Raw genomic sequence first — 20,808 nt, 5'->3', positions numbered from 1 at the left:
ACCCGCCTGCGTAACACTGATCGAAGTCGGACGCCCGATCCAATCCTTGATCTTCCCTGGTGGAGGAAGGTCACTACGAGATCGGCGTCGGGAGCCGTTCAAGAAGTCGAGCTGATCGCCGCCTTAGCATCCACTCTAGAGTGAGAAAGCCTGATGACTTTTAAAATGCCTTCGACCGAACAGGTACGTAAACTGGGCGACGCCCTGGGGATCGACGTCACCGACAGCTATGCCGATTCCGTCATCGACTTCATCAAGCCGTTTGCCGACGGCTATCGGCTTATCACTTCGCTCGCGGACGACGTCCCCGAGATCAAATATCCGCGCAGCGGATATTATCGGCCGGAAGGCGAAGAGAACAAGCACGGCGCTTGGATTGTGAAGGCCCAGATCAGGGGCGCAAGCAATGGAAAACTCTCCGGGAAGAAGGTCGCCATCAAGGACACCTATTCCCTCGCTGGCGTTCCGCTCACAAACGGCGCATCGGTGCTGGAGGGCTATGTGCCGGAATTCGATGCTCCGGTCATCACGCGGCTGCTCGACGCCGGCGCCGAGATCATCGGCAAATCGGTTTGCGAATACTTCTCCTTCTCCGGTGGCGCGGCCACGAGTACATCGGGTCCGGTTCATAACCCGCGCGCCTGGGGCCATACTCCCGGCGGGTCTTCGACCGGCTCCGGTGCATTGGTTGCGCTCGGCGAGGTCGATATGGCTACCGGCGGCGACCAGGCCGGCTCAATCAGGATACCCGCATCGCTCTCCGGCGTCGTGGGTATCAAGCCGACCTGGGGCCTTGTTCCCTATACCGGCATTATGGGCATGGATCCGACGATCGATCATGCTGGACCGCTCACCGCGACGGTCGCCGACAATGCACTGTTTCTGGAAGTGATGGCTGGGGAGGACGGCTACGACTCCCGGCAAGCCGGTCTGAAACTCGACACCTACACCAAGGCGATCGGTCAAGAGATTGCCGGCATGAAAATCGGCGTCGTTCAGGAAGGATTTGGCCAATACGATTCACATCCCGATGTCGATGCGGGTGTACGGGAGGCGGCAAAAGTGCTGCAAGGCCTCGGCGCACTAATCGAGGAAATATCGATTCCATGGCATTTGATCGGCGTCCCGATCTGGTCGGCGATCGCGCTCGAGGGCACGTATCACGGAATGATAAAGAGCGCCCTGCCCCGCAACATCGAAGGCGTCTATCCAGTCTCGCTCGCCGGCCGGCTGGGCTCGCTTCGCGAACGCGCCAACGAATTGCCCGACACCGTCAAGGTCGGCATGCTGCTCGGCGCCTACACCGACAAATATTATCGGGGCTATTACTACTTCAAGGCGCAAAATCTTCGCCGAAGATTACGCGCGGCCTATGACAAGGCGCTCAGTGGATACGATCTGCTATTGATGCCGACGACGCGGATGATGGCCTCCAAGATTCCGTCAGCCGACGCCCCGCTGCAAACCCTGATGCAACACAGCTGGGAGCAAATCACCAATACCTGCCCGTTCAACATCACCCATCATCCCGCGATCTCGATCCCGTGTGGTCTCGGAGAAGGCGGCCGCCCGATCGGCCTGATGCTGGTCGCCAAGCACTGGCAGGAATCGACGTTGTATCGGGCTGCCCACGCCTTTGAGCGTGCTTGTCATTGGCAGTCGATGGGGTCGAACGCCAAACGCTGATCGGGGCTTCATACAGCGGTCCGCCGATTTCAATAAAACCCAAGGAGACACAGGATGGACAATACGGCGATCAAGGTGGCGGCGACGCCACAGACTGTCAAATGGGGCTTTTTCGATCCTTCGACTCCGGCGATCACCAGCGTTGCTTCCGGCAGCGAGGTAGTCATAGACACTGTTTCGGGCGAACCGCCGCACCTGCCGAATGACAGCACCTTCGAGATCCTTTCCGAGCACCGTCCGATCCTGGAAGCGGCCGAACGCGGACAGGGGCCTCATTTACTGACCGGGCCGATACATGTCGAAGGCGCCAAACCGGGCGATGTCCTCGCGGTGGACATTCTGGACGTGATCCTGCGGCAGAATTGGGGTTTCAACCTGATCATTCCCCTGCTCGGCACCATACCCGACGACTTTCCCGACTTCGTCCTGAAGATTCTTCCCATCGATAAGCAGGCCAAGACGGTGACGCTCCCGTGGGGCGGAAAACTGGCGCTCAAACCATTCTTCGGCGTGATGGGCGTGGCGCCGCCGCCCAATTGGGGACGCATCACTTCGATTGTTCCGCGAGCGATGGGCGGCAATATGGACAACAAGGAACTGGTTGCCGGGACGAAGGTCTATTTTCCAGTGTTCAATGAGGGTGCACAATTCACTGTCGGCGACGGCCACGGGGTGCAGGGTGACGGCGAAGTTTGCATTACCGCCGTTGAAACGGCGCTGACCGGTCGCTTCAAATTCACCGTGCTCAAGGGCAAGGAGTTGACTGCGCCACGCGCGGAAACCCCGACGCATTACATCACCATGGGTTTCGATGAGGATCTCGACGATGCCGTGCGGCAGGCGCTCCGCGACATGATCACATGGATCGGTGAAGTGCGCGGACTATCGAAAACGGACGCCTACACGCTATGCAGCCTCGCCGCGGACATCCGTGTGACCCAGATGGTCAACCTAGCAAAGGGAGCACACTGCATGCTGCCGAAGTCCATTCTGGCCTGACTAAGGACATGGTGCGAACAGGCACCAATCGGCTGGGCTTTGACACAAAATAATATAGGCAACACGTTCCTCAGCCTCGCCACGATCGTCATCAACAGTTTCGCCATCGGTTCAGGAGCGCGGCCTTGGGCGACTCGTCCCCCAGGGAGGTCTTCAACAATGTCCACGGAAACGGCGCAGCGTCAAACCGATGTAATCAAGTCGCGCCGCTTCACAAACGGCCAACTGATAAGGTTTTTGCTAAAAGGCTTGCCAGTGGCGACAACGGATAAGACGCAAAACTTATATAATCGGACGCTACATTTCAGACGAAGGCTTATCGAGCTGCGGACTGACTCCGTGTGCGCAAGTGCCTAACCCGTTTCCGACGTGTTCCGGGAAGTGCGTCATTAGCTTTGTACGATAGCTTGCCACTACGCCTTTCCACTCACTGTTGACGGAGCAGAAATCGGTCGAACTCGATTGGGTAACGATTCGCTTCTTCATATGCCGCAAGGATATCACGAAGAAATCCTTCATTTCTTTTTGAGACACGCATGGATTCAACGGACAGTTCGGCACGCCAAGCTTCAGCCGATCGGTGCAGTTCAGCTTCCGAAATAGTCGTCAGCCTGCTTTTTTCGACTACAACGCGCCCGTCGACGATGACCGTGTCGACGCCCTTTCCACTTTCGCCGAACACCAACTGTTTTACCGCGCTGTTTAACGGCCGGTAGGCCGTATCGGTGAGATTGATGAGGACCAGATCCGCTCGGTAGCCTGGCCGCACGAGGCCGATCTCATCGGCCTTCTTCAAGGCGCGTGCACCTCCGATGGTCGCTGCCTTGTAAGCAGAGCGTGCGGCCCCCTCTTCGCCTGCCCCCGAATACATCCCCCACATGAGCGCGAACGCCTTCATTGCCTGGAACATGTTCTGCGCATCGTTTCCGCTGCAGTTGTCGCAGCCGAGCGCGATATTGGCGCCTGCCTTGGCGTATTCGACCACCGGTGCAAAGCCGTTCAGCAGTTTCAGGTTGCTGATGGGGTTGCAGACGACATTGGCGCCTGCGGCACCGAAACGCTCGATTTCCTGTCGGCTGATCCAGACGCCATGCGCGACTGTCAGATGCGGCCCAAGAAGGCCAAACTTCGCCAGGTGGTCGAGCAGCGAGCCTTGCGGATAAAGCTGGCGCGCAAGAACCGCCTGCGAGCGGGCTTCATAGAGGTGGGTGAATATTTGAAGACCGTGCCGTCGCGCCACCGCTGCCGTCCACGACAGCAGATCATCAGTGCAGCGCTGTGGACCCGAAGGACCGATGGCCCAGCTCAGCCGCGCCATGTCGACGCTGCCGACGCGCTCCTCGATCAGGGTTTTGTAGTCGCGAACATTGACCCCGTTCGCGAGCAGAGGATCGCTGGCCGCCGGCAGGCCGCGCCAGTATGGCACGCATTCGACGGGCGCACGGTCGGAAATCTGCGGCGCGAGGACCACGCGAATGCCGCTCTGTTCGTAGGCTGCAACGATCGCGTTGATCTGGTCGTGATCTGCTTGCGACATCGCCGGCATGTCCTGCACGGTCGTAATGCCATTGAGCAAGCATTCGGCCGCGCCCAGCATTGTTCGAAGCCCAATCCGGGAGGGCGACGGGCGCGAATAATTGCCGGGTCCGGAATAAAGCATCCATGCGTCGAGCGGCAATTGCTCGAACAGACCACGCAACATGGTGTCATGCGAGTGGTAGTGCGCATTGATGAGACCGGGAATGACCAGCTTATCGCCGGCATCGATCTTGGTAACCTCTGCGCGTTGCACTGCCGCTTTTGCAGCATCCGCGCCAACAGCAACGATATGCCCATTTTCGATGAAGATATCCGAGACGGCAGGCCGGTCGAGATCTCCGTCCACGTCGAGGACGCGGCCGCGCGAAATGAGCATGGGAGACGCCGGCATCAAAATCGGCCTTTGTGCTTACGAGTCATCGCTACCCGTATCAGGCCAGAGCGCGCTCAGGCTACGACTTTCTGGGGGACGCCTGCCTTGGCGGCATCCACCTGGGGGATGTCCGCGATTGCGCGGGGTTCGTCATGCGCTGCACCGACCAGTTCGTTGACGTCGCTGACCCCGTTCTCTTCAAGGTACTTGGTCAAATCCGCGAGCGCGCGCGGAAGTGCCAGCGGATCAACATAATTGACGGTGCCAAAGGCCACTGCGCGCGCGCCTGCCGCCATGAATTCAATGACGTCGCGGAAGTCAGCGACGCCGCCCATTCCGATGATCGGAATTTTGACCGCGCGATAGACCGCCCAGATCATGTAGACCGCCAGCGACTTCAGAGCCGGGCCGCCGAGCGCGCCGATCTTGTTGCCGATGATCGGTTTGCGAGTGCGATAGTCGATGCACATCGCGCGCGGCCCGTTGATCATTGAAATTGCGTCCGCGCCGGCAGACTCCACCGCCTGCGCCACCGGAACCAGCGAGGAATAGTCGGGCGCCAGTTTGGCGAATACAGGGACCGCGGATCTCTGCTTGCAGCGCTCGACGACTTGATAGGCGGCATCCGGGTCGTATCCGAAGTCGAGGCCGCCCTGCTTCAGGTTGGGGCACGACAGGTTGAGTTCCAGCGCTGCAAAGATCCCGAGATCCGAACAGCGGCCGACGATATCGACATATTCATCTTCGGTGCGGCCGATGACGCTCTGGATGACGGGAAGTTTCTGAGCCTCCAGGATCGGGACGTCGTGAGCAAGAAAGTGCTCCCAGCTATTGCAGGGGATGCCGACTGATGTGTGCAGCCCGGCAGGCGTTTCATGCAGACGCGGCGCCGGATTGCCCGGCCATTTGTAGGTCCTGATGGTCTTCGGCACGAGAGCGCCCATCACCTCGACGGGAAAAAACTGGCTGAACCGCCCGTGATGACCGTAGGTGCCGGATCCCACCGTGAGCGGATTCTTCATCGTTATTCCGGCGATGGTGACCGACAGATCAGGCGCTGGCATTGATGATCTCCCATGTCTGAAACACCGGCCCGTGGTGGCAAACTTCGCGCCAGGCCTTTTCCGTAGATTCGCGATCGGTGTTTACCGCAATGACGCATCCGTGGCAGTCCCCGAAGCCGCACGCCATATGCTGCTCCATCGCCACTTCCGAAAGAATCCCGGCCTGTTGCGCCAACCGATGTGCCGCTCGCGTGAGCCGGTTGGACCCGCACACGTAGATTGCGTCGAACGATGTGCGCGATATCTGCGCCTGCAGAAGATCGGTCACGAGTTCGACATTCCGATCACCATCCACATGCGTCTCGACCGGGAAGCCATGGTCCGCGAAGATGTCGGCGCCGATCAGGTTGGGAGGGGTGCGCGCACTCAGGAAGCCGTGGACATCGATGTTCCGTGTCGCCGCCAGGTCGACCAGAGTCGGCAGGGCCGCGATACCAATCCCCCGGCCGATGACGGCAATTCGCTTGGCTTGCTCAGGCAGGCTAAATCCCTTGCCGAGCGGACCGATGACGTCGCAGAAGCCGCCTTCGCTGAAGGCGGTAGTCATAAGGCGGGTGCCTTCGCCCAGCATCTTGTAGGCAACCTGCAGCCGCGTGCGCTCTTGGTTGACGCGATAAACGCTGAAGGGCCGGCGCAGGAACGGGACGAGGCCGGGAATGCGGATGTTAACGAACTGGCCCGGCGAAAGCTGTCTCGCGATGGACGGCGCTTCCAATTCGATCAGCCAGTAATCGCCCGCGAGGGGGCGGTTGACGGTGACGAGCGCATTGACCTGTTGCAGCAAGTTCGCCTCCAGCGGCTCCCATATTGGATACAATTATCTTAGTAGCCAATCAAGACCGGGCTGGCTCTTCCGCAATGGTTTTTAGATCGGCCCGGCGGGAGCCAAGCGGGGTTTGCGGCAAGAAGAGGGTTCCGACGAGTGGCTCGGAAGGACCTGGTCAGGTGAGCTTGGCGATCTTCTCGACATTGGCGAGCGCATGCGCGCGGACCGTCTGCTCGACCTCGCCCGGATCTCCTCGATAAACAGCGTCGACGATTTTCTGGTGTTCATGACCCGGGATTTCCAGCTCATGGGTCTCGACATGGTGCCTGCGGAAATATGGACGCAGCATCATGCGGATGCGTTCGGTCTGCCGCACCAACAACGGACGCCTGCTCAGCGACGTCAGGTAATTGTGGAACGCATCGTGGAACGCGATCCAATGGGCGACATCGTCGGCCGAGCGCTCCATGCGAAGCTTAAGGTGCATGATCTCATCGATTTCGCGCGGCCCTATATTCGGCAGCGCCAGCCGCGCTCCGAGGGCTTCGAGCACCGCGCGCATTTCGATCAGCTGAATCACCTCGTCGTGCGAATATTCCGCGACCGTGGCTCCGCGGTTCGCGTAGATCGTAATGGCTCCGTCCCCCTCGAGCCTCCGCAAGGCATCGCGAACCGGCATCCGGCTGATGTGCAGCGCTTCGGCGACAGCCTCGCTCGGGACGCGCATGCCGGGCGCAAGCGCACCGGACAGAATGCCTTCCAGAATGTAGTTGTAAGCCTGCTCGACCGCGGACAGCGTCTTGTTCTCGACCGTCCATGACGGCGTCCAGGGGGGAGGAACCAGCTTTGCCTGCGCCATCTGTCGACCAACTTTCCAGGGCTATGACGGCCCGACGCTGCAGCGAATCAGTTGATAATAGACGTTTGCCATATGAACGAGATCGGCGACGAGGACTTGTTCCTCGTTGGAATGAAATTGATCGACTTCGCCGGGGCCGAGCATCACAGCTTCAATGCCGTTACGTGAGAAATAGCCGGCATCAAGCGCGAAGTTACAGTGAAAAGACGCCAATTCTCGCTGCCCAGCCCGCGAAAAGGCGGTGTGAAGTTTTTTGAACAAGGGCCCGTCGAGCGCCAGTTCGTTGGGAAACATGACCGGTCCGCGCCTGAAGCTCAGCGACCACGGACTGTCGACCGACACCCGGCCACGGATCGCCTCGTACGCGGCTTCCGGAGACTCCCCCGGAAGAAGGCGCCGATCGAACGTCATCCGCACCGTGTCCGGCACGGTGTGCGTGGCTTTCGGAGAACTGTCGATCGCGGTCGGCGTCAGGGTTGCGGGTCCGAAGGCGGGATGGTCCGCAACGTCAAGATCGAGGGCCTCAATCTGCTGCAGCACGTGTTGCGCGCCGTTGATGGCGTTGACGCCATTCCAGGGCGCCGAGCTGTGCGACGCTTTGCCGTGGACGAAAATATCGAAATCAACACGCCCCTTGTTGCCGATGGCAACACGGTTGTCGGTCCCGATACACACGACGGCACAGGCCGGCTTATCGGCCAGCATCTGCATGACGCTCGCAACCGCATCGTGTCGGCCGGTTTCCCCTGCCGTCGTGAGCGCAAAAATCAACTGCCCTTCTAGCCGACCTTCGGCGAGAGCCGCACCGAGGGCGCCAAACAATGCAGCGAGTGCGGTTTTCTGTTCCGCGACGCCCCGCCCGCGCACGGCTTGGCCCCTGGCGGTCTCGATGACCTTGGGCGTGAACGGATCGCTCATGGCGGCGCCTGGATGAGTCATGGCATAGCCCACGAACAGGATCGAACGCCCGGTCCCCTTCGGGCCCGCATCAAGTACTAGGTTGCCCATTTGGTCGTAGCTAAAACGCGCGCCCATCTCCTCCAATAGGGGCGCGGCGCAATCGCGAATGAAGGATCTGACGGCCGGATCGCTCTCCTGAAGCTCCGATTGCTGGCTTGGATACGCAACAAAGGTCGTCAACAGGGAGACCAGTCGTTCTTGGGAAAGATGGTCAAATGCCAAGACTTCACCGAATGCTGCATCGCAAGGCGGGCTTTGCGCAAATTTTCCGCTTGCACCCAAAATTGGATACAATGATACTATTATCCGTTGCAATGGTGAAGTGAAGTTTTTCGCAGAGACGGGCTCCAAGGTCGCCCTGGCGACTGCAACGCTCAATAACGATCGGGGGAGATCGCCGGCCATGAGTGACGCGACTGAGGTTAAGGGGATGGTCGCGGCGGATGCGCCGGACACTTCGCTGCTGGATTTCTATCGAACGATGAACGTCAAGGGACGTCGGACCTTTTGGGCCGCGGCGGGAGGCTGGACCCTCGACGGCATGGATTTCATGTTGTTTCCGCTGGCGATCGGAACGTTGGCGACCGCTCTGCACAGCGACATGAAGACAATGGGCGGCATCGTCTCGGTGACCGTTCTGTGCAGCGCCGTGGGTGGCTGGCTCAGCGGCTACCTGTCGGACCGCATCGGGCGCGTTCGCACCATGCAAATCACCATCCTGCTGTTTTCTCTCGGCAGCCTGCTGTCGGCCTTTGCACAAGACGTGACGCAGCTCACCCTTGCGCGGATGGTTCTCGGCGTTGGATTCGGCGGCGAAGCGGCAGTCGCGGCCGTGGTCCTGTCGGAAGTCGTTGCGGCCAAATACCGCGGCCGCGCCATGGGCTTTTACCAGTCGAGCTATGCTGTCGGCTGGGGGCTTGCCCTTCTGGTGCAGGCGCTCGCCGTTACCCTGTTCTCGCTGGACATGTCGTGGCGCGTGATGTTCGGCGTCGGCGCACTACCTGCGCTGTTGATCTTTTTTATTCGCCGCAACGTGGAGGAACCCGCAATCTCTCGTGAGGCGCGCGAGAAAGAGACGGCATCCTTTATCGAGGTGTTCTCACCTTCCAATATTCGCGCCACGGTCACGGGATCACTGCTCACGATTGGCGCCCAAGGCGGCTTTTACGCGCTGATGACATGGGTCCCCCAATTCCTGCGTTCTGAGCGAAAGATCACGATCCTGGCGTCCACGCCCTACCTGATGGCTCTCATTTTCAGCTGTTGGGTCGGATACGTCTCCGGCGGCTGGCTTTCCGACCGTTTCGGACGACGACCAGTTTTCCTGTTCTTCTCCGCGGCGGCCGCCGCTGCGGTCTACGTGTATACGCACGTGCCTCTTTCCGATCCTCAAGTGCTGATGCTCAGCTTCCCGCTCGGCTACTTCGCTGTCGGTTATTATTCGGCGCTGATGGCTTGCTTGAACGAGATGTTTTCCACGCGTACGCGTGGCGCCGGCGTCGGCTTCACCTACAATGCGGGGCGAGCGGTCGGCGGCCTTTTCCCGTATGCCGTCGGTGCGATGACTGCGATGACGACGTTGTCGAATGCGATCAGCATCTTCGCGTTGATCTCGTACGGCATCGTGTTCCTCACCGCGTTGCTGATCCTGCGTGAGACGCGGGGCGTTGCGCTGAGGAACTGACCAGCCGACGACTTTTGGGTCCGCCGAGCGCGGGCAGTTTCGCGCTCCGCGGACCAGTACATTCGAGAACCGGTTAAGCTCAGATCACCCAGGTTATGCAGCCTTCACCTATCGCAACACGGGGCACCGCCGTCGGACAGCCGATGCCGCGCGCGGCGACCAAGCGGCTGGTTGCCGGCCGAGGCCGCTATCTCGACGACATCAGCATGAAGGGCGAATATTACGCCGCCTTCTTGCGTAGCCCGTATCCCCACGCATCATTCGCCGTCACGGATATTGCCGCGGCCACCGCTCATTCAGGGGTCGTTCGGGTTCTAACGGCCGACGACATTGATGAAGTGTGTTCATCGTGGAAGTGCGTGTTGCGTAATGCCCCCGATATGGTGTCGCCCGAGCAACGCGCTCTCGCGCGTGACCGGACAGCGTTTCAAGGCGAGCCGGTCGCGATGGTGATCGCCCGTTCGCGCGCCATCGCGGAGGACGCGCTCGAACTCATCTCGGTCGATTGGTCTGAATTGCCGGCCGTGACATCGCTGGAGACCGCTGCATCGGATCCAGGCGTTCGAACCCATCCCCATCTCGAGAATAACCTCTGCTGGACCTTCCAGCAGGGCGCAGGCGATCCGGAGAGCGCCTTCGCCAAGGCCGGGCATGTCGTCCGAAAGCGCCTGGACTTCGCCCGCAAAACCGGCGTTCCGCTCGAGACACGTGGAATCCTGGCGAGTTACGACGCTGCCGCCAATGCAATGCTGGTGCACATCTCGCATCAGATGCCGTACCAATTCCAGCTTCACGTGTCCGAATTGCTCGGAATGTCGCTGCCTGACGTACGCGTCGTTTGCTCGGATGTCGGTGGCGGCTTCGGCATCAAGATGCATGTTTATCCCGAAGAGATCGCGGTTTGCGCCGCCAGCAAACTGCTCGGCCGTCCGGTCAAGTTCGTGGCAGATCGCATCGAAAGCATGCTGTCGGACGTACACGCACGCGAGCACATCATCGAAGGCCGCATGGCAATCGACGAGATGGGCATTATCACGGCCATTGAAGTCGACGATATTCAGGGTTTGGGCGCATATTCCGTGTATCCAAGGTCGAGTACCGCCGAAGCCATGAGCACATTGCGTGCCGTTGGCGGTCCTTATCGGTTCGATCACTATTCGGCCAGGCTGCGCTCCGTCCTGCAGAACAAGGTGATGACGGGACAGTACCGCTCAGTGGGCCATCCCATCGCCACCGCCATCACCGAATGCCTAGTCGAGGAAGCGGCGCGCGTACGGGGGGAAAGTTCGATCGCGTTTCGGCGGCGCAATTTTCTCGACCGCACGATGATGCCGTGGATCAGTCCCGCGGGTGCGCGTATGATCGACCTGTCGCATCACGCCTGCCTCGATCGCCTGCTCGCCCTCATCGGGCACGACGAGATGCGCGACAGGATCGAGACCTGGCGCAGCCAGGGCCGCATCGTAGGCCTGGGCCTGGCGAGCTTCGTCGAGTTCACGGCCACGGGAGCTGAGGCCTATGGCCGCGCGGGCGTCCCGGTCGCTTCGGTTGACACTGTGGTGCTGACGCTCGATCCAACCGGGCATGTGCGGGCTCAGGCATCGGCCTCTGAAATCGGCCAGGGCATACAGCAAGGTCTCGCGCAGATTATCGCCGATGCTGTGGGGATTTCCACAGATCGGGTGCGTGTCGGACTGGGAGATACGGCGTCGGCGCCTTACGGTGGCGGCGCCTGGTCGTCTCGCGGCGCTGCCATTGCCGGTGAGGCAGCGTGGCGTGCGGGCCGGAAGCTGCAGCAGCAGATCCTCGCGGTCGCTGCGAAGATGTTGCAGGCCGATCCCGAGGCCCTCGACGTGCGGGCAGGCCGCGTCGTTAATCGTGACAGCGGAATCGACCGCCTGAGCGTTGGCGACGTGGCGCATACGGCGGTCTTTCGTCCATTCGATTTGCCTCCCGAAACGCAGCCGCAACTGACGGCATCTCATACTTGGGGTCGAGATAGCGATCCGTTCTTGCCGACAAACGGAATTCAAGCTTCGCTGGTTGAGGTCGATAAAGCGAGCGGGTTAGTCCGTCCTCTAAGACACTGGGTGGTCGAAGACTGTGGCCGGATTATCAATCCACTGCTGGTCGACGAGCAGATTCGCGGCGGCGTCGTTCAAGGTATCGGTGAAGCTTTGTACGAAGCGTGCCGATATACCGAAGACGGCCAGTTCGGCAGCGGAACACTCGCGGATTATTTACTGCCGATGGCGGCCGATCTGCCGGATATCACGATCAGCCACGTGGAAACGCCGTATTCCGGCACACTGCTTGGCGCGAAAGGTGCGGGGGAAGCCGGGACCTGCGCCGCGCCGGCCGCCGTCCTGAACGCGGTCAACGACGCCCTCGCGCCGTTTGGCGGTTGCATCAATGCCTTGCCGATTTCACCCGCAGCCGTACTTCGTGCAATCGGCTCGCTCCCGCCGGACGACACACAATGAAGCCGCCGCGTTTCGAATACGCTTGCCCGCAGTCGCTGACAGAGGCGCTGGATCTCCTGGACGAACACAAATCCAACGCCGCCGTGCTCGCAGGCGGTCAAAGCTTGGTACCGATCCTGAATCTCCGCATGGCGAAGCCGGCCATCGTCATCGACATCAATCGCATTCCCGATCTCGATACCATATCGAGTAACGGTCGCCAGATATCGATCGGGGCTCGCGCGAGGCACAACGACGTTTTAAGATCGCCGCACGTGCGCTTGCACCTGCCGCTGCTTGCGCAAGCGCTCGAGCACGTTGCGCACGAAGCCATTCGTAATCGCGGTACGTTGGGGGGTAGTTTGGCCCTCGCCGATCCGGCCGCCGAACTCCCGGCCTGCACGGTGTGCCTGGACGCTGAAATCGTCGTCCGATCCAACCGCGGCGAGAGGAAAATTACCGCGTCGGATTTCTTCAAGAGGATCTACAGTACGGCGCTGGAGGAGGATGAGATCATCACGCGGATCGACTTTCCGATTGAAGACTCCTTTTGGCGCTTTCGGTTCGATGAAATCGCGCGGCGGCAAGGCGATTTCGCGATCGCGGGGCTGGCGTTCGCGGCAAGATGTGACGAAGCCAAAGTCACCGAATGCCGCATCGTGTTCGCCGGGGTCGAGGAATCACCCCGCCGGATTCCGGAGCTGGAAGAGATCTTCATCGGCGCGAACGTCGCTGACGAAGAAAACATCCAGCGCGCCAAAGCCGCGGTCGCGGACGTCATCGAGCCTCTGACCGGGGGAGAATTGTCGCCGGCCTATCGTTTGCACGTCGTGCGCGAACTCCTGGCCCGGGTCGTGCGCGATCTCGCCCATCCTGATATGGCACGGAGCCTCAGTCATGAATGCTTATGACGAGCCCAGCGCCGAGATTTCCTGCACCATCAATGGAGATGCGGTCGAAGCGCGCGTGTCGGTCCGGCAGTCGCTCGTCGATTTCGTCCGACACGAGATTGGTCTGACCGGCAGCCACGTGGGCTGCGATCACGGCGTCTGCGGCGCTTGCCATATTGTCGTTGACGGCCGCGTCGTGCGAGGATGCTTAATGCTTGCTGTGCAGACGAACGGCGCAAAAATTGTCACCATCGAGACGAGTCAGCCGACGGCAGCGGTTCGAACGTTGCAAGCCGCATTCTACGAGCGCGCCGCGTTGCAATGCGGATTCTGTACCCCCGGGATGATTTTGCAAGCCGCGGAACTGTTGGAACGCGAGCCGTCGCCGACACGCCAGCAAATCAGGGATGCCCTGTCAGGCAACTACTGTCGCTGCACGGGTTATCATGCGATTGTCGATGCCGTCGAGGCCGGAGCGGCACTACTTCGCAAGGGAGCGGCGAAGAGTTCGGGCAGCCAGCAATTCCAGGGCAAAGGAGATTCGACATGATCATCTGCCGGCGTATCACTGTTGCATTGATCGGACTGCTATCGATGGGCGTCGTTTTTGTATCGCCGGCGCATGCGCAAACAAACATTCGCTTCATCCTGGATTGGTCGTTCCAGGGCCAGCATGCAATGTTCACCATGCCGGTCGACGATGGCACGTACACAAAACTGGGCTTGAATGTCACTGTCGATCGTGGCGGCGGCTCCGGCGATACGGTCGCGAAGGTCGCGAGCGGAGCGTACGATCTGGGTTTTGCCGACATTTATTCCATGATCCGCTTCAACGACCAGAATCCCGATCACAAACTCATTGCCGTGATGATGGTCGATGACAAGTCGGCGCTTGCGATCGAGATGAAGGCCTCGAGCCCGATCAAGACACCGCAAGACCTGACCGGAAAAACATTGGCTTCTCCCGTGGGTGATGCCACCCGTCAGCTTTTCCCGCTGTTCGCAGCAGCTAATAAGCTCGACGAGAAGTCAATCAAGTGGATCAATGTGTCACCGGAGCTCCGCGAGCCGCTGCTGGTTCGTGGCGAGGCCGACGCGATCACGGGCCATCTGACCACCGTAATGCTGAACCTGCAGAATATCGGTGCGCAGCCATCGGATATCCGAACCATGGCGTACATCGACTTCGGCGTGAACCTGCTTGGCCATGCTGTGGTCGTGAAGCCGGAGTTTGCCGCGCGCAACGCGGAAGCCATTCGCAACTTTATTCGCGGATCCGTTCATGGCTTCAATGCAATGATAAAGGACCCTGCCGATGCGGTCGCTTCGATTAAGAAACGGGATCCTTTGGTTAGCGCGGACGTCGAGAAGGACCGCATCAAGATGTCGCTCGACTATCGGATGATCACGGAAAATGTCTTGAAGAACGGGGCAAGCAATGTCGAGCCGGCGCGGCTGGAAGGCTCAGTCAAGGACGTCGCCGAAGCTTTCGGCATCAACAAGGTTCCGCCGGCGTCGGAAGTGTATACCGATCAGTATCTGCCGCCGCGGAGTGAACTAAGGATTATTCAATAACGATCTGTGCGTGCGGGCCTGCACGGGAGTGCGCAAATGACGACGAATGCTGCGGCAATGGGCCCTGGCGCCGGGATGAAGGCACCGTTCGTGCGTATTACAAACGCAAGCCTGCATTATGGCGAAGAAGACGAGAGCGGCTCATTGGCCCTGCAGGGCTTCGACCTCGAGATAGCACGCGGCGAATTCGTAGCGGTCGTCGGCCCTTCGGGATGCGGAAAGTCGACCTTGATGAAGCTGATCTCCGGGCTCACACCGCGCAGCTCCGGACATGTCACGGTTGACGGGGTCGACGTCGTCAGGCCGTTGAAGACGGTTGGCATGGCCTTTCAGAATCCCGCGCTGCTGCCCTGGCGAACGGTGCTGGAGAACGTATTGCTGCCGATCCAGGTGGTGCGGCCGCACCGAACCGCGTTCCGGCAAGACCGCGCGCCCTTCGTTGCACGCGCTAAAGCGCTCCTCGCAAAGGTAGGGCTCACGGGGACCGAAGATCGCTTCGGATGGCAGCTATCGGGCGGAATGCAGCAACGCGTGTCGTTGTGCCGCGCTCTCATTCACGAGCCGGAAATCCTGTTGCTCGATGAACCATTCGGCGCACTCGATGCCTTCACACGCGAGGAGTTATGGGACGTGCTGCAGACGCTGTGGATCGAACGCGGCTTCACCATTCTTCTGGTGACGCACGATCTGCCGGAGGCTGTCTTTCTTGCCAGCCGGGTCCATGTGCTCTCCAGCCGGCCGGGCCGCGTCATCTACACGACCGACATCGATCTATCCCGACCACGGCAGCAAGACGCGATCTTCACGCCACGTTTCGTCGAATACGTTCATGATTTGCGCGCGCACGTCAGCCGCGCGAGGCAAGGCACATGAAATACAAACGTACGATACGGCGCGCCGCTTACAGCGCCAGCCCCTGGATTGCAACGATCGGCTTCTTCCTGAGTTGGGAACTCGGCTGCCGGCTCCTAAACGTGCCGCCCTTCATTCTTCCCACTCCCAGTGCCGCGATCGGGTCGTTGCTCGAATATCGGGACGGCATCTGGCTTAACGCCTCCCACACGCTGGTCACCACGCTGCTTGGCTTCGCCCTGGCAGTGGTCTTTGGCGCGGGCCTCGGCGTGATCGTTGGCGGCTCGCCCCTATTGTATCGCGCGCTCAATCCACTCTTGATCGGATTTAATTCGATTCCCAAGGTCGCCGTCGTACCGATCCTGGTGTTGTGGTTTGGAATCGGCTTCGTACCGGCAGTATTGACTGCGTTTCTCGTCGCTTTCTTTCCGATCACCGTGAACGTTGCGACCGGGATCGTGACGATGCAGCCGGAGTTGCGCGACGTCCTGCGCTCGCTGGGAGCCAGCCGAACCGACATCTTATTCCGGGTCGGCCTACCCTGCTCCATGCCCTATTTTTTTGCGTCGCTTAAAATTGCCATCACGCTTGCATTTGTCGGATCAGTCATTTCGGAAACCGTGGCATCAAATGTTGGCATCGGTTACCTGATGATGAGCGCTAGCGCGACTTTTCGCGTTCCCCTGGTCTTCGCGGCGCTGCTCGTTATCGCCGGCATGGGCATTATCATGTACGCAGCTGCGGCTGTGCTAGAATGGCGCTTCGCTGGATGGGCGATGCGCACATGACCTTGCCGGACCAATTGGCCACTGATAAGGAAAGACACAAAACCTTATCAGTTGCCGCACGAAACCTAATCGACGGATATTTCGCTCGCATATTGGCTGACCGCTCGAGAGAGCGAAGATATGCACTTCGCGTCGGCTTTTTCAAGGAAAGGCTGGACGTGGCGTACTCCACCGGGGTATTGCCGAGCAATGCTCGTATGACTCGCGCATCAGATTCTCACACTCTATTGAGAGCGTCGTTCAAGATCGAACTGCACGGCGAATCGACTGTCATTGCGACCGTCGGACAAGCCTACCGGTTCATTACCAGCCTCAGCCCAGTGGAATGCTTGCGGACCGGTTTGCAGACTTACGGGGTCCCTTTAGTGCGGGCCAGATAGTCGACAATCGCTTTGGCGTCTTCAGGGCTCACAGGAGCTTTGTACGCCGTGATCATCTTGTTCACCACTTCCTGCCAGGCCTCTCTGGAAAGCGAGGGCTGATTCAGCACGTGATCGGCGGAATGGCAGGCAAGACAATTGTTGTTGATGGCATCCGATCCCGGACCTGGCGGAAACATGGCGTCGCTGGTCGGGACGTCCAGCTTGAGCGACCTCAACGCGGTGACGCTCGCCGCCTCGACTGGATAGAGTGAAAGGGCCACGCCCAAAGCGGCGATCATCGGCAGAATTGGACGCAACATCCTTGGCCTCTTCAGGTCGCGACTACGCGAGTGGCTTCGACCGTATTGAACATGTAGCCGGCTGGATTCCAGACACGGAAATCGGGCTGCGCTTCGTTCTTCGTGTTGGTGCAACGAACCATCAACGTGTGGGGGCCACGCGCCGGCAACGTGAACTGCGCCTGCCATAGCCGAAAGCCGTATTTGCCCTTATCGGCACCAAGCTGGGTCGGCTGCCAGCTCTTGCCATCATCGATCGATAGGCCGACGCGCGCGACACCGCAGTCGCCGCCGAAGGCGATGCCGCGCGCCGTTGTCGGCACTCCCGCCGACATACTGGCGCCGTCGTGAATGTTGGTGATGAACGATCGTGGAGCATTGCGGGTCACAGGCACCAATTTGAAGCCGGCCTCGTCGAGCTTGACGGTGTTATGCGGCGTATCGGGCACACGGTAGCCAGTCGCCGTCCAGTAGTTGGTGTCAGGCTGATCCAGCACTTCGTTAAATGGACCTCTGCTATTCTCGGAAGAGCAGATCGACCTTCAATGAACCCCACCACTGCGGTGGCGTCGCGAGCATTTACGACTTTGCCCTGTGCCAGCTTTGATCCCGCGGCAATGCGGGCCTCGCGCGAACTCTTCACCGTCGTGCTAACCGATCTGCGCGGTTACGGGGCTCGCAAACCGTGCGCTCGACATCGCTTTTGGCCCGTTCGCGCGCTTGCTGTAGCTCGCGATCTTCCTTGTCGGGACCACCGCCATCGATAATTCGGAAATCTGGCATGGGCCACCTCCCCTAGACAGCCAGATTGAGGCTGTACGCCGTCCTCGGCAAGCCCTCGGAGAGGTACGAGACAACTCGCCTGCTTGAAAGCCGGCGTCGACGGAGCTGGGGTAAGGCTTGCTAAACGAACGAAACGTGGGAAATAGCAGTCAATTCGCCGACATTGCAGATTACCCTTGTTGCGTTTACGATGCGAAGGTCGGGCAACAAATGAACCGCCTCCAAAAATTTATCGAGCGATGGCCTAACGGCAAGCGTTTGGGACGCGTTGCCTATGCCTTCAGCCAGGCGAACCTTCCTTCGGCTGGCGCAGGCCTAGATTGGCGCCTTGACCCCGATTTCAATGCTGCGGAAGAGGTGCTCGCAGACGGGCAGCTGAAGGCCGTGTTCAAGCTGGCTATCGATGCTGGTTGCGCGATCGTCGAGCGGTCGGTGATAGAAAGCGAACGTCAGCATCGAGCAAGTCCTTGAGAAAAACGGTCGCGACCTCGTTCCCTTCGTCGTCCGCGACTAGAATGCAATCGGGCGCCGTGTCGCCGGTCTTGACCGCTTCGATCAACGCCTCCCTCGCCGATTGCTCGGCAACGTCGCGAGCTGCGTCAAGGTTCGGAAGCTCTTCTCCCTCAGGGTCAGGCAAAAACATGTCGCCAGTTAGGGAATTGAAATGAAACCGCGGCATTGCAGCCTCCGATCGCTAAAACAGATAAAGAACGCAAAACCGCAAACTGTTCCCAAAGGGTTGGGGGCCACTTCTTCCCAGATTGTGCACTTGTGCGCCTAAGGATTGCTGCTGGATCGGAACCTCGTGGCGAAGATCCCTACCCGCAGCGGGATCCAAGTGCCAACGGAGATCACTGTCGTGACACAGACCCTCGGTCGCAAAGAGTTACGTTGCTGTTGCCCGGTTTGACGCTCGCTTTTCATTCGGAAAAACGAAGGGCGCGGACCGAGAACTGGATACGCCCATCTGAAAGCTGACGCCAATTTTCGACAATCGGCACGAACCGGCTGTCCGAAGCTCCACTAATTATATCGCGAGCTTTGGTTCGTGCTTCCTCTAAGGACAGCACGAAAACCTCAGGTGACTTCGCTGACGAAATACGATCAGCCACGTCGCGGGGTTTAGCGGGCATGCGCCGTTACCTCCGGTTCGGACGGTCTGCTTCATTTTGGTGACAGCGCCCGGGTGTTTAAGTGTAATTGGAGGCTTATCCCCGTTATTCACGGCATTTCCGCCGATAACTCAGAGCCCCAAGATCATCCCATCGCCTGGCGCTGTGATTTGCCGCCAACTGAAGCGGCCTCACATCAGGAAGTAAATGCTCGTCATGACGGCGAACACAGCGCGCCGAAGATTGCAATGCCAAGACAATGCGCGCTTGGATGGAATATGAAGCCTGCTGGTAGTTCGGCGGGTACTGTCCGTATTTGACCCCCCGGTGTCCTAGTTTAAAGTTAGTGTCCTAATTTGATTTCTAAAATAGGAGCTAAACCCATACCCGTCCCTTGTTGTGCAGCACGCCACGCAAAGTGCTGTGGGTGCGGTCATGTTTGAAGCGCTGCTCGTCTTGGTCGGTATCTTCGGTGCAGGCTTTGCCGTTGGTTACGGTGTGAGATCAATCGTTCACCATCGTCACCGGCGGTCAGTAATTTTGCCGGGGATAGGAACCGTCCCCCTTCGACCTGGCGCATCGCCAAGTACCAAAAAGTAAGGCCGCCTCAGTTGGCGGCCCTCCGTAGTTCTCCGGCCGGAGAACAAAGCTCCGTCCCCCGTAGTTCTCCTACCGTGAACCGCCGCCTCAGTTGGCGGCCTCTTTTTAATTTGCCGCCGCCGCGCCGTTCAGCGCTTCCGCTTCTTCAAGGGCTGTCCCCCTAGGTGACTCCCTTGAGCGGGCGCCATCAGAGAGCGCGAGCACGGTAGGATTCGTATGCGCGAGGAAAGTTGATCGAGGATGGCAGAACGCTGCCGCGTGGTATGATTGATAGTGATTAAGTCAGCACTTCTGACAGGAGCATCAAATGGCTCTCTTAAGACGAGAACTGCATCGTCAGGTAACAGGCCCTGAGATCACCAATCTGGATTGTTGCACGCTAGTTTTCGATACGGACGCGAAGAATTTATATGTCGAGCGCGAAATGGCACATTTAGACGTGACCGTTGCGGGCGCGATTGAGATCCAAACGGCGACGATGGATATTGCAGATTACCTCAAGCAGGGCGGCCAAACTGCTGGGCACCGCGAGCTATGGCGGTTGCTGAGGACGCTTTTCAAAGAGACTGTCGATACTGATGAGCTGATCCACTAGCCCCTTAACGTCTCGCCAGCGTTTTGGGCTTTCTCAGCCACATCCGCTTGGCCTTTGCCTCGGCACGCTTTTTGAGTTCAGCCTTGATCTTTTCGATCAGGGTTGGCTCTGATGTCCGAATTTTAAGGGTGGAGTTCACGTGCGCGCCCTCCGAAAACTGCTTTCAGCAGGCTATTCCAATTCCGGAAGAGGGCAATCTAAAAAGCAGCTGCTTGGTCAGCTTCGAAACTCGGTACGCCGCCCGAGCCGGGGTCGTTTCTGTGCGCATCTGCCTTGCCTGGGCCTCGCTCAGTTCATCATCTCCACACAAAAGAACTCTAAGACGCGCCCAACGATTTGTGAGCGATGGATGATTCGATGCGAAAATTTGATGCCTCGACCGTTGCCATTATGCGGCAGGCTATGAACGAAGTTGTCGCGGATCGGCGTTTCTTGGTCCGCCAATCCGTCACGCCGCTAGAGGTAGCGGAGCATATCCTCAAGCAAGCCGCTTCCGGCGAGCGCGACCTCAACCGTCTGAAAAGTTCGGCATTTGAGAAATTGGCTACCGCTGCCTGAGC

Annotated in this window: 20 protein-coding genes; 12 read left to right on the top strand and 8 right to left on the bottom strand. The window is 59.4% G+C overall.

Annotated elements, in window-relative coordinates; translation table 11 throughout:
* Positions 1–153 precede the first annotated feature (153 nt).
* Together BUA38_RS28000 and BUA38_RS27995 are read left to right on the top strand one after the other, a co-directional pair.
* The gene (locus tag BUA38_RS28000; protein ID WP_072823065.1) at positions 154–1,686 is read left to right on the top strand and encodes an amidase; all 1,533 of its coding nucleotides are present in this window, start codon (positions 154–156) and stop codon (positions 1,684–1,686) included.
* A 54-nt stretch (positions 1,687–1,740) separates the two neighbouring features.
* The gene (locus BUA38_RS27995; RefSeq protein ID WP_072823063.1) at positions 1,741–2,685 is read left to right on the top strand and encodes an acetamidase/formamidase family protein; all 945 of its coding nucleotides are present in this window, start codon (positions 1,741–1,743) and stop codon (positions 2,683–2,685) included.
* Between the two features lie 427 nt (positions 2,686–3,112).
* Here the strand turns inward: BUA38_RS27995 and BUA38_RS27990 are convergent, their stop codons facing one another.
* The 5 genes from BUA38_RS27990 to BUA38_RS27970 form a co-directional block, all read right to left on the bottom strand.
* A complete protein-coding gene (locus BUA38_RS27990) occupies positions 3,113–4,600 on the bottom strand; it encodes an amidohydrolase family protein (RefSeq protein ID WP_072823061.1) in 1,488 nt (495 codons plus the stop codon).
* A gap of 71 nt (positions 4,601–4,671) precedes the next feature.
* Positions 4,672–5,661 (bottom strand): dihydroorotate dehydrogenase, encoded by a 990-nt coding sequence (locus BUA38_RS27985; protein WP_072823059.1) that lies wholly within the window; start codon positions 5,659–5,661, stop codon positions 4,672–4,674.
* The gene (locus BUA38_RS27980) at positions 5,648–6,445 is read right to left on the bottom strand and encodes a dihydroorotate dehydrogenase electron transfer subunit (protein ID WP_072823057.1); all 798 of its coding nucleotides are present in this window, start codon (positions 6,443–6,445) and stop codon (positions 5,648–5,650) included. Before BUA38_RS27980 ends, BUA38_RS27985 begins: the two co-directional genes overlap by 14 nt.
* A 157-nt stretch (positions 6,446–6,602) precedes the next feature.
* Entirely contained in the window at positions 6,603–7,286 is a 684-nt protein-coding gene (locus tag BUA38_RS27975; protein ID WP_083587800.1) for a GntR family transcriptional regulator, read from the bottom strand.
* A gap of 21 nt (positions 7,287–7,307) precedes the next feature.
* Positions 7,308–8,651, bottom strand: coding sequence for a M20 family metallopeptidase (locus BUA38_RS27970; protein ID WP_083587799.1), 1,344 nt, complete (start codon positions 8,649–8,651; stop codon positions 7,308–7,310).
* Here BUA38_RS27970 and BUA38_RS27965 point away from each other — a divergent pair.
* The 7 genes from BUA38_RS27965 (at position 8,650) to BUA38_RS27935 (ending at position 16,497) form a co-directional block, all read left to right on the top strand.
* Complete coding sequence (locus tag BUA38_RS27965) at positions 8,650–9,930, top strand: MFS transporter (protein WP_072823053.1); 1,281 nt, start codon at positions 8,650–8,652, stop codon at positions 9,928–9,930. The two genes, BUA38_RS27970 and BUA38_RS27965, sit on opposite strands and share 2 nt — an antisense overlap.
* A gap of 95 nt (positions 9,931–10,025) precedes the next feature.
* Positions 10,026–12,413 (top strand): xanthine dehydrogenase family protein molybdopterin-binding subunit, encoded by a 2,388-nt coding sequence (locus BUA38_RS27960; protein WP_072823051.1) that lies wholly within the window; start codon positions 10,026–10,028, stop codon positions 12,411–12,413.
* The gene (locus BUA38_RS27955) at positions 12,410–13,303 is read left to right on the top strand and encodes an FAD binding domain-containing protein (RefSeq protein WP_072823049.1); all 894 of its coding nucleotides are present in this window, start codon (positions 12,410–12,412) and stop codon (positions 13,301–13,303) included. Before BUA38_RS27960 ends, BUA38_RS27955 begins: the two co-directional genes overlap by 4 nt.
* Positions 13,290–13,832: a (2Fe-2S)-binding protein gene (locus tag BUA38_RS27950; RefSeq protein WP_072823047.1), complete on the top strand. Its 543-nt coding sequence runs from the start codon at positions 13,290–13,292 to the stop codon at positions 13,830–13,832. Before BUA38_RS27955 ends, BUA38_RS27950 begins: the two co-directional genes overlap by 14 nt.
* Positions 13,829–14,857 carry an ABC transporter substrate-binding protein gene (locus BUA38_RS27945; RefSeq protein WP_072823045.1) on the top strand — a complete coding sequence of 343 codons (1,029 nt, stop codon included), beginning with the start codon at positions 13,829–13,831 and terminating at the stop codon, positions 14,855–14,857. Before BUA38_RS27950 ends, BUA38_RS27945 begins: the two co-directional genes overlap by 4 nt.
* A gap of 36 nt (positions 14,858–14,893) precedes the next feature.
* Positions 14,894–15,730, top strand: coding sequence for an ABC transporter ATP-binding protein (locus BUA38_RS27940; RefSeq protein ID WP_244553070.1), 837 nt, complete (start codon positions 14,894–14,896; stop codon positions 15,728–15,730).
* 101 nt (positions 15,731–15,831) lie between these two features.
* Positions 15,832–16,497 (top strand): ABC transporter permease, encoded by a 666-nt coding sequence (locus BUA38_RS27935; RefSeq protein WP_244553069.1) that lies wholly within the window; start codon positions 15,832–15,834, stop codon positions 16,495–16,497.
* A 349-nt stretch (positions 16,498–16,846) separates the two neighbouring features.
* Here the strand turns inward: BUA38_RS27935 and BUA38_RS27930 are convergent, their stop codons facing one another.
* Positions 16,847–17,179: a cytochrome c gene (locus BUA38_RS27930; protein ID WP_172806104.1), complete on the bottom strand. Its 333-nt coding sequence runs from the start codon at positions 17,177–17,179 to the stop codon at positions 16,847–16,849.
* Positions 17,180–17,190: 11 nt separating this feature from the next.
* Entirely contained in the window at positions 17,191–17,655 is a 465-nt protein-coding gene (locus BUA38_RS27925; protein ID WP_072823041.1) for a hypothetical protein, read from the bottom strand.
* A gap of 403 nt (positions 17,656–18,058) precedes the next feature.
* Between BUA38_RS27925 and BUA38_RS37170 the strand changes: the two genes are divergently transcribed.
* Positions 18,059–18,412: a hypothetical protein gene (locus tag BUA38_RS37170; protein ID WP_172806103.1), complete on the top strand. Its 354-nt coding sequence runs from the start codon at positions 18,059–18,061 to the stop codon at positions 18,410–18,412.
* Here BUA38_RS37170 and BUA38_RS38850 read toward each other — a convergent pair.
* Positions 18,339–18,620 carry a DUF6894 family protein gene (locus tag BUA38_RS38850; RefSeq protein WP_072823039.1) on the bottom strand — a complete coding sequence of 94 codons (282 nt, stop codon included), beginning with the start codon at positions 18,618–18,620 and terminating at the stop codon, positions 18,339–18,341. The genes BUA38_RS37170 and BUA38_RS38850 overlap by 74 nt on opposite strands.
* A 1,340-nt stretch (positions 18,621–19,960) precedes the next feature.
* Here BUA38_RS38850 and BUA38_RS27915 point away from each other — a divergent pair.
* A complete protein-coding gene (locus BUA38_RS27915) occupies positions 19,961–20,248 on the top strand; it encodes a hypothetical protein (protein ID WP_072823036.1) in 288 nt (95 codons plus the stop codon).
* Positions 20,249–20,605: 357 nt separating this feature from the next.
* Positions 20,606–20,806: a hypothetical protein gene (locus BUA38_RS27910; RefSeq protein WP_156898766.1), complete on the top strand. Its 201-nt coding sequence runs from the start codon at positions 20,606–20,608 to the stop codon at positions 20,804–20,806.
* Positions 20,807–20,808: the final 2 nt, after the last annotated feature.

Origin of the sequence: Bradyrhizobium erythrophlei (assembly GCF_900142985.1) — a bacterium.
Classification (GTDB): Bacteria; Pseudomonadota; Alphaproteobacteria; order Rhizobiales; family Xanthobacteraceae; genus Bradyrhizobium; species Bradyrhizobium erythrophlei_B.
Note: the sequence above shows the minus strand (reverse complement) of the source record. Positions and strands in the feature narration are given on the sequence as shown.

Excerpts from the sequence above, each read along its gene's own strand:
- BUA38_RS28000 (WP_072823065.1), top strand. The coding sequence starts at position 154 with ATGACTTTTAAAATGCCTTCGACCGAACAGGTACGTAAACTGGGCGAC.
- BUA38_RS27995 (WP_072823063.1), top strand. The coding sequence starts at position 1,741 with ATGGACAATACGGCGATCAAGGTGGCGGCGACGCCACAGACTGTCAAA.
- BUA38_RS27990 (WP_072823061.1), bottom strand. The coding sequence starts at position 4,600 with ATGCTCATTTCGCGCGGCCGCGTCCTCGACGTGGACGGAGATCTCGAC.
- BUA38_RS27985 (WP_072823059.1), bottom strand. The coding sequence starts at position 5,661 with ATGCCAGCGCCTGATCTGTCGGTCACCATCGCCGGAATAACGATGAAG.
- BUA38_RS27975 (WP_083587800.1), bottom strand. The coding sequence starts at position 7,286 with ATGGCGCAGGCAAAGCTGGTTCCTCCCCCCTGGACGCCGTCATGGACG.
- BUA38_RS27965 (WP_072823053.1), top strand. The coding sequence starts at position 8,650 with ATGAGTGACGCGACTGAGGTTAAGGGGATGGTCGCGGCGGATGCGCCG.
- BUA38_RS27970 (WP_083587799.1), bottom strand. The coding sequence starts at position 8,651 with ATGGCCGGCGATCTCCCCCGATCGTTATTGAGCGTTGCAGTCGCCAGG.
- BUA38_RS27960 (WP_072823051.1), top strand. The coding sequence starts at position 10,026 with ATGCAGCCTTCACCTATCGCAACACGGGGCACCGCCGTCGGACAGCCG.
- BUA38_RS27955 (WP_072823049.1), top strand. The coding sequence starts at position 12,410 with ATGAAGCCGCCGCGTTTCGAATACGCTTGCCCGCAGTCGCTGACAGAG.
- BUA38_RS27950 (WP_072823047.1), top strand. The coding sequence starts at position 13,290 with ATGAATGCTTATGACGAGCCCAGCGCCGAGATTTCCTGCACCATCAAT.
- BUA38_RS27945 (WP_072823045.1), top strand. The coding sequence starts at position 13,829 with ATGATCATCTGCCGGCGTATCACTGTTGCATTGATCGGACTGCTATCG.
- BUA38_RS27940 (WP_244553070.1), top strand. The coding sequence starts at position 14,894 with ATGACGACGAATGCTGCGGCAATGGGCCCTGGCGCCGGGATGAAGGCA.
- BUA38_RS27930 (WP_172806104.1), bottom strand. The coding sequence starts at position 17,179 with ATGTTGCGTCCAATTCTGCCGATGATCGCCGCTTTGGGCGTGGCCCTT.
- BUA38_RS38850 (WP_072823039.1), bottom strand. The coding sequence starts at position 18,620 with ATGCCGCGGTTTCATTTCAATTCCCTAACTGGCGACATGTTTTTGCCT.
- BUA38_RS27915 (WP_072823036.1), top strand. The coding sequence starts at position 19,961 with ATGGCTCTCTTAAGACGAGAACTGCATCGTCAGGTAACAGGCCCTGAG.
- BUA38_RS27910 (WP_156898766.1), top strand. The coding sequence starts at position 20,606 with ATGCGAAAATTTGATGCCTCGACCGTTGCCATTATGCGGCAGGCTATG.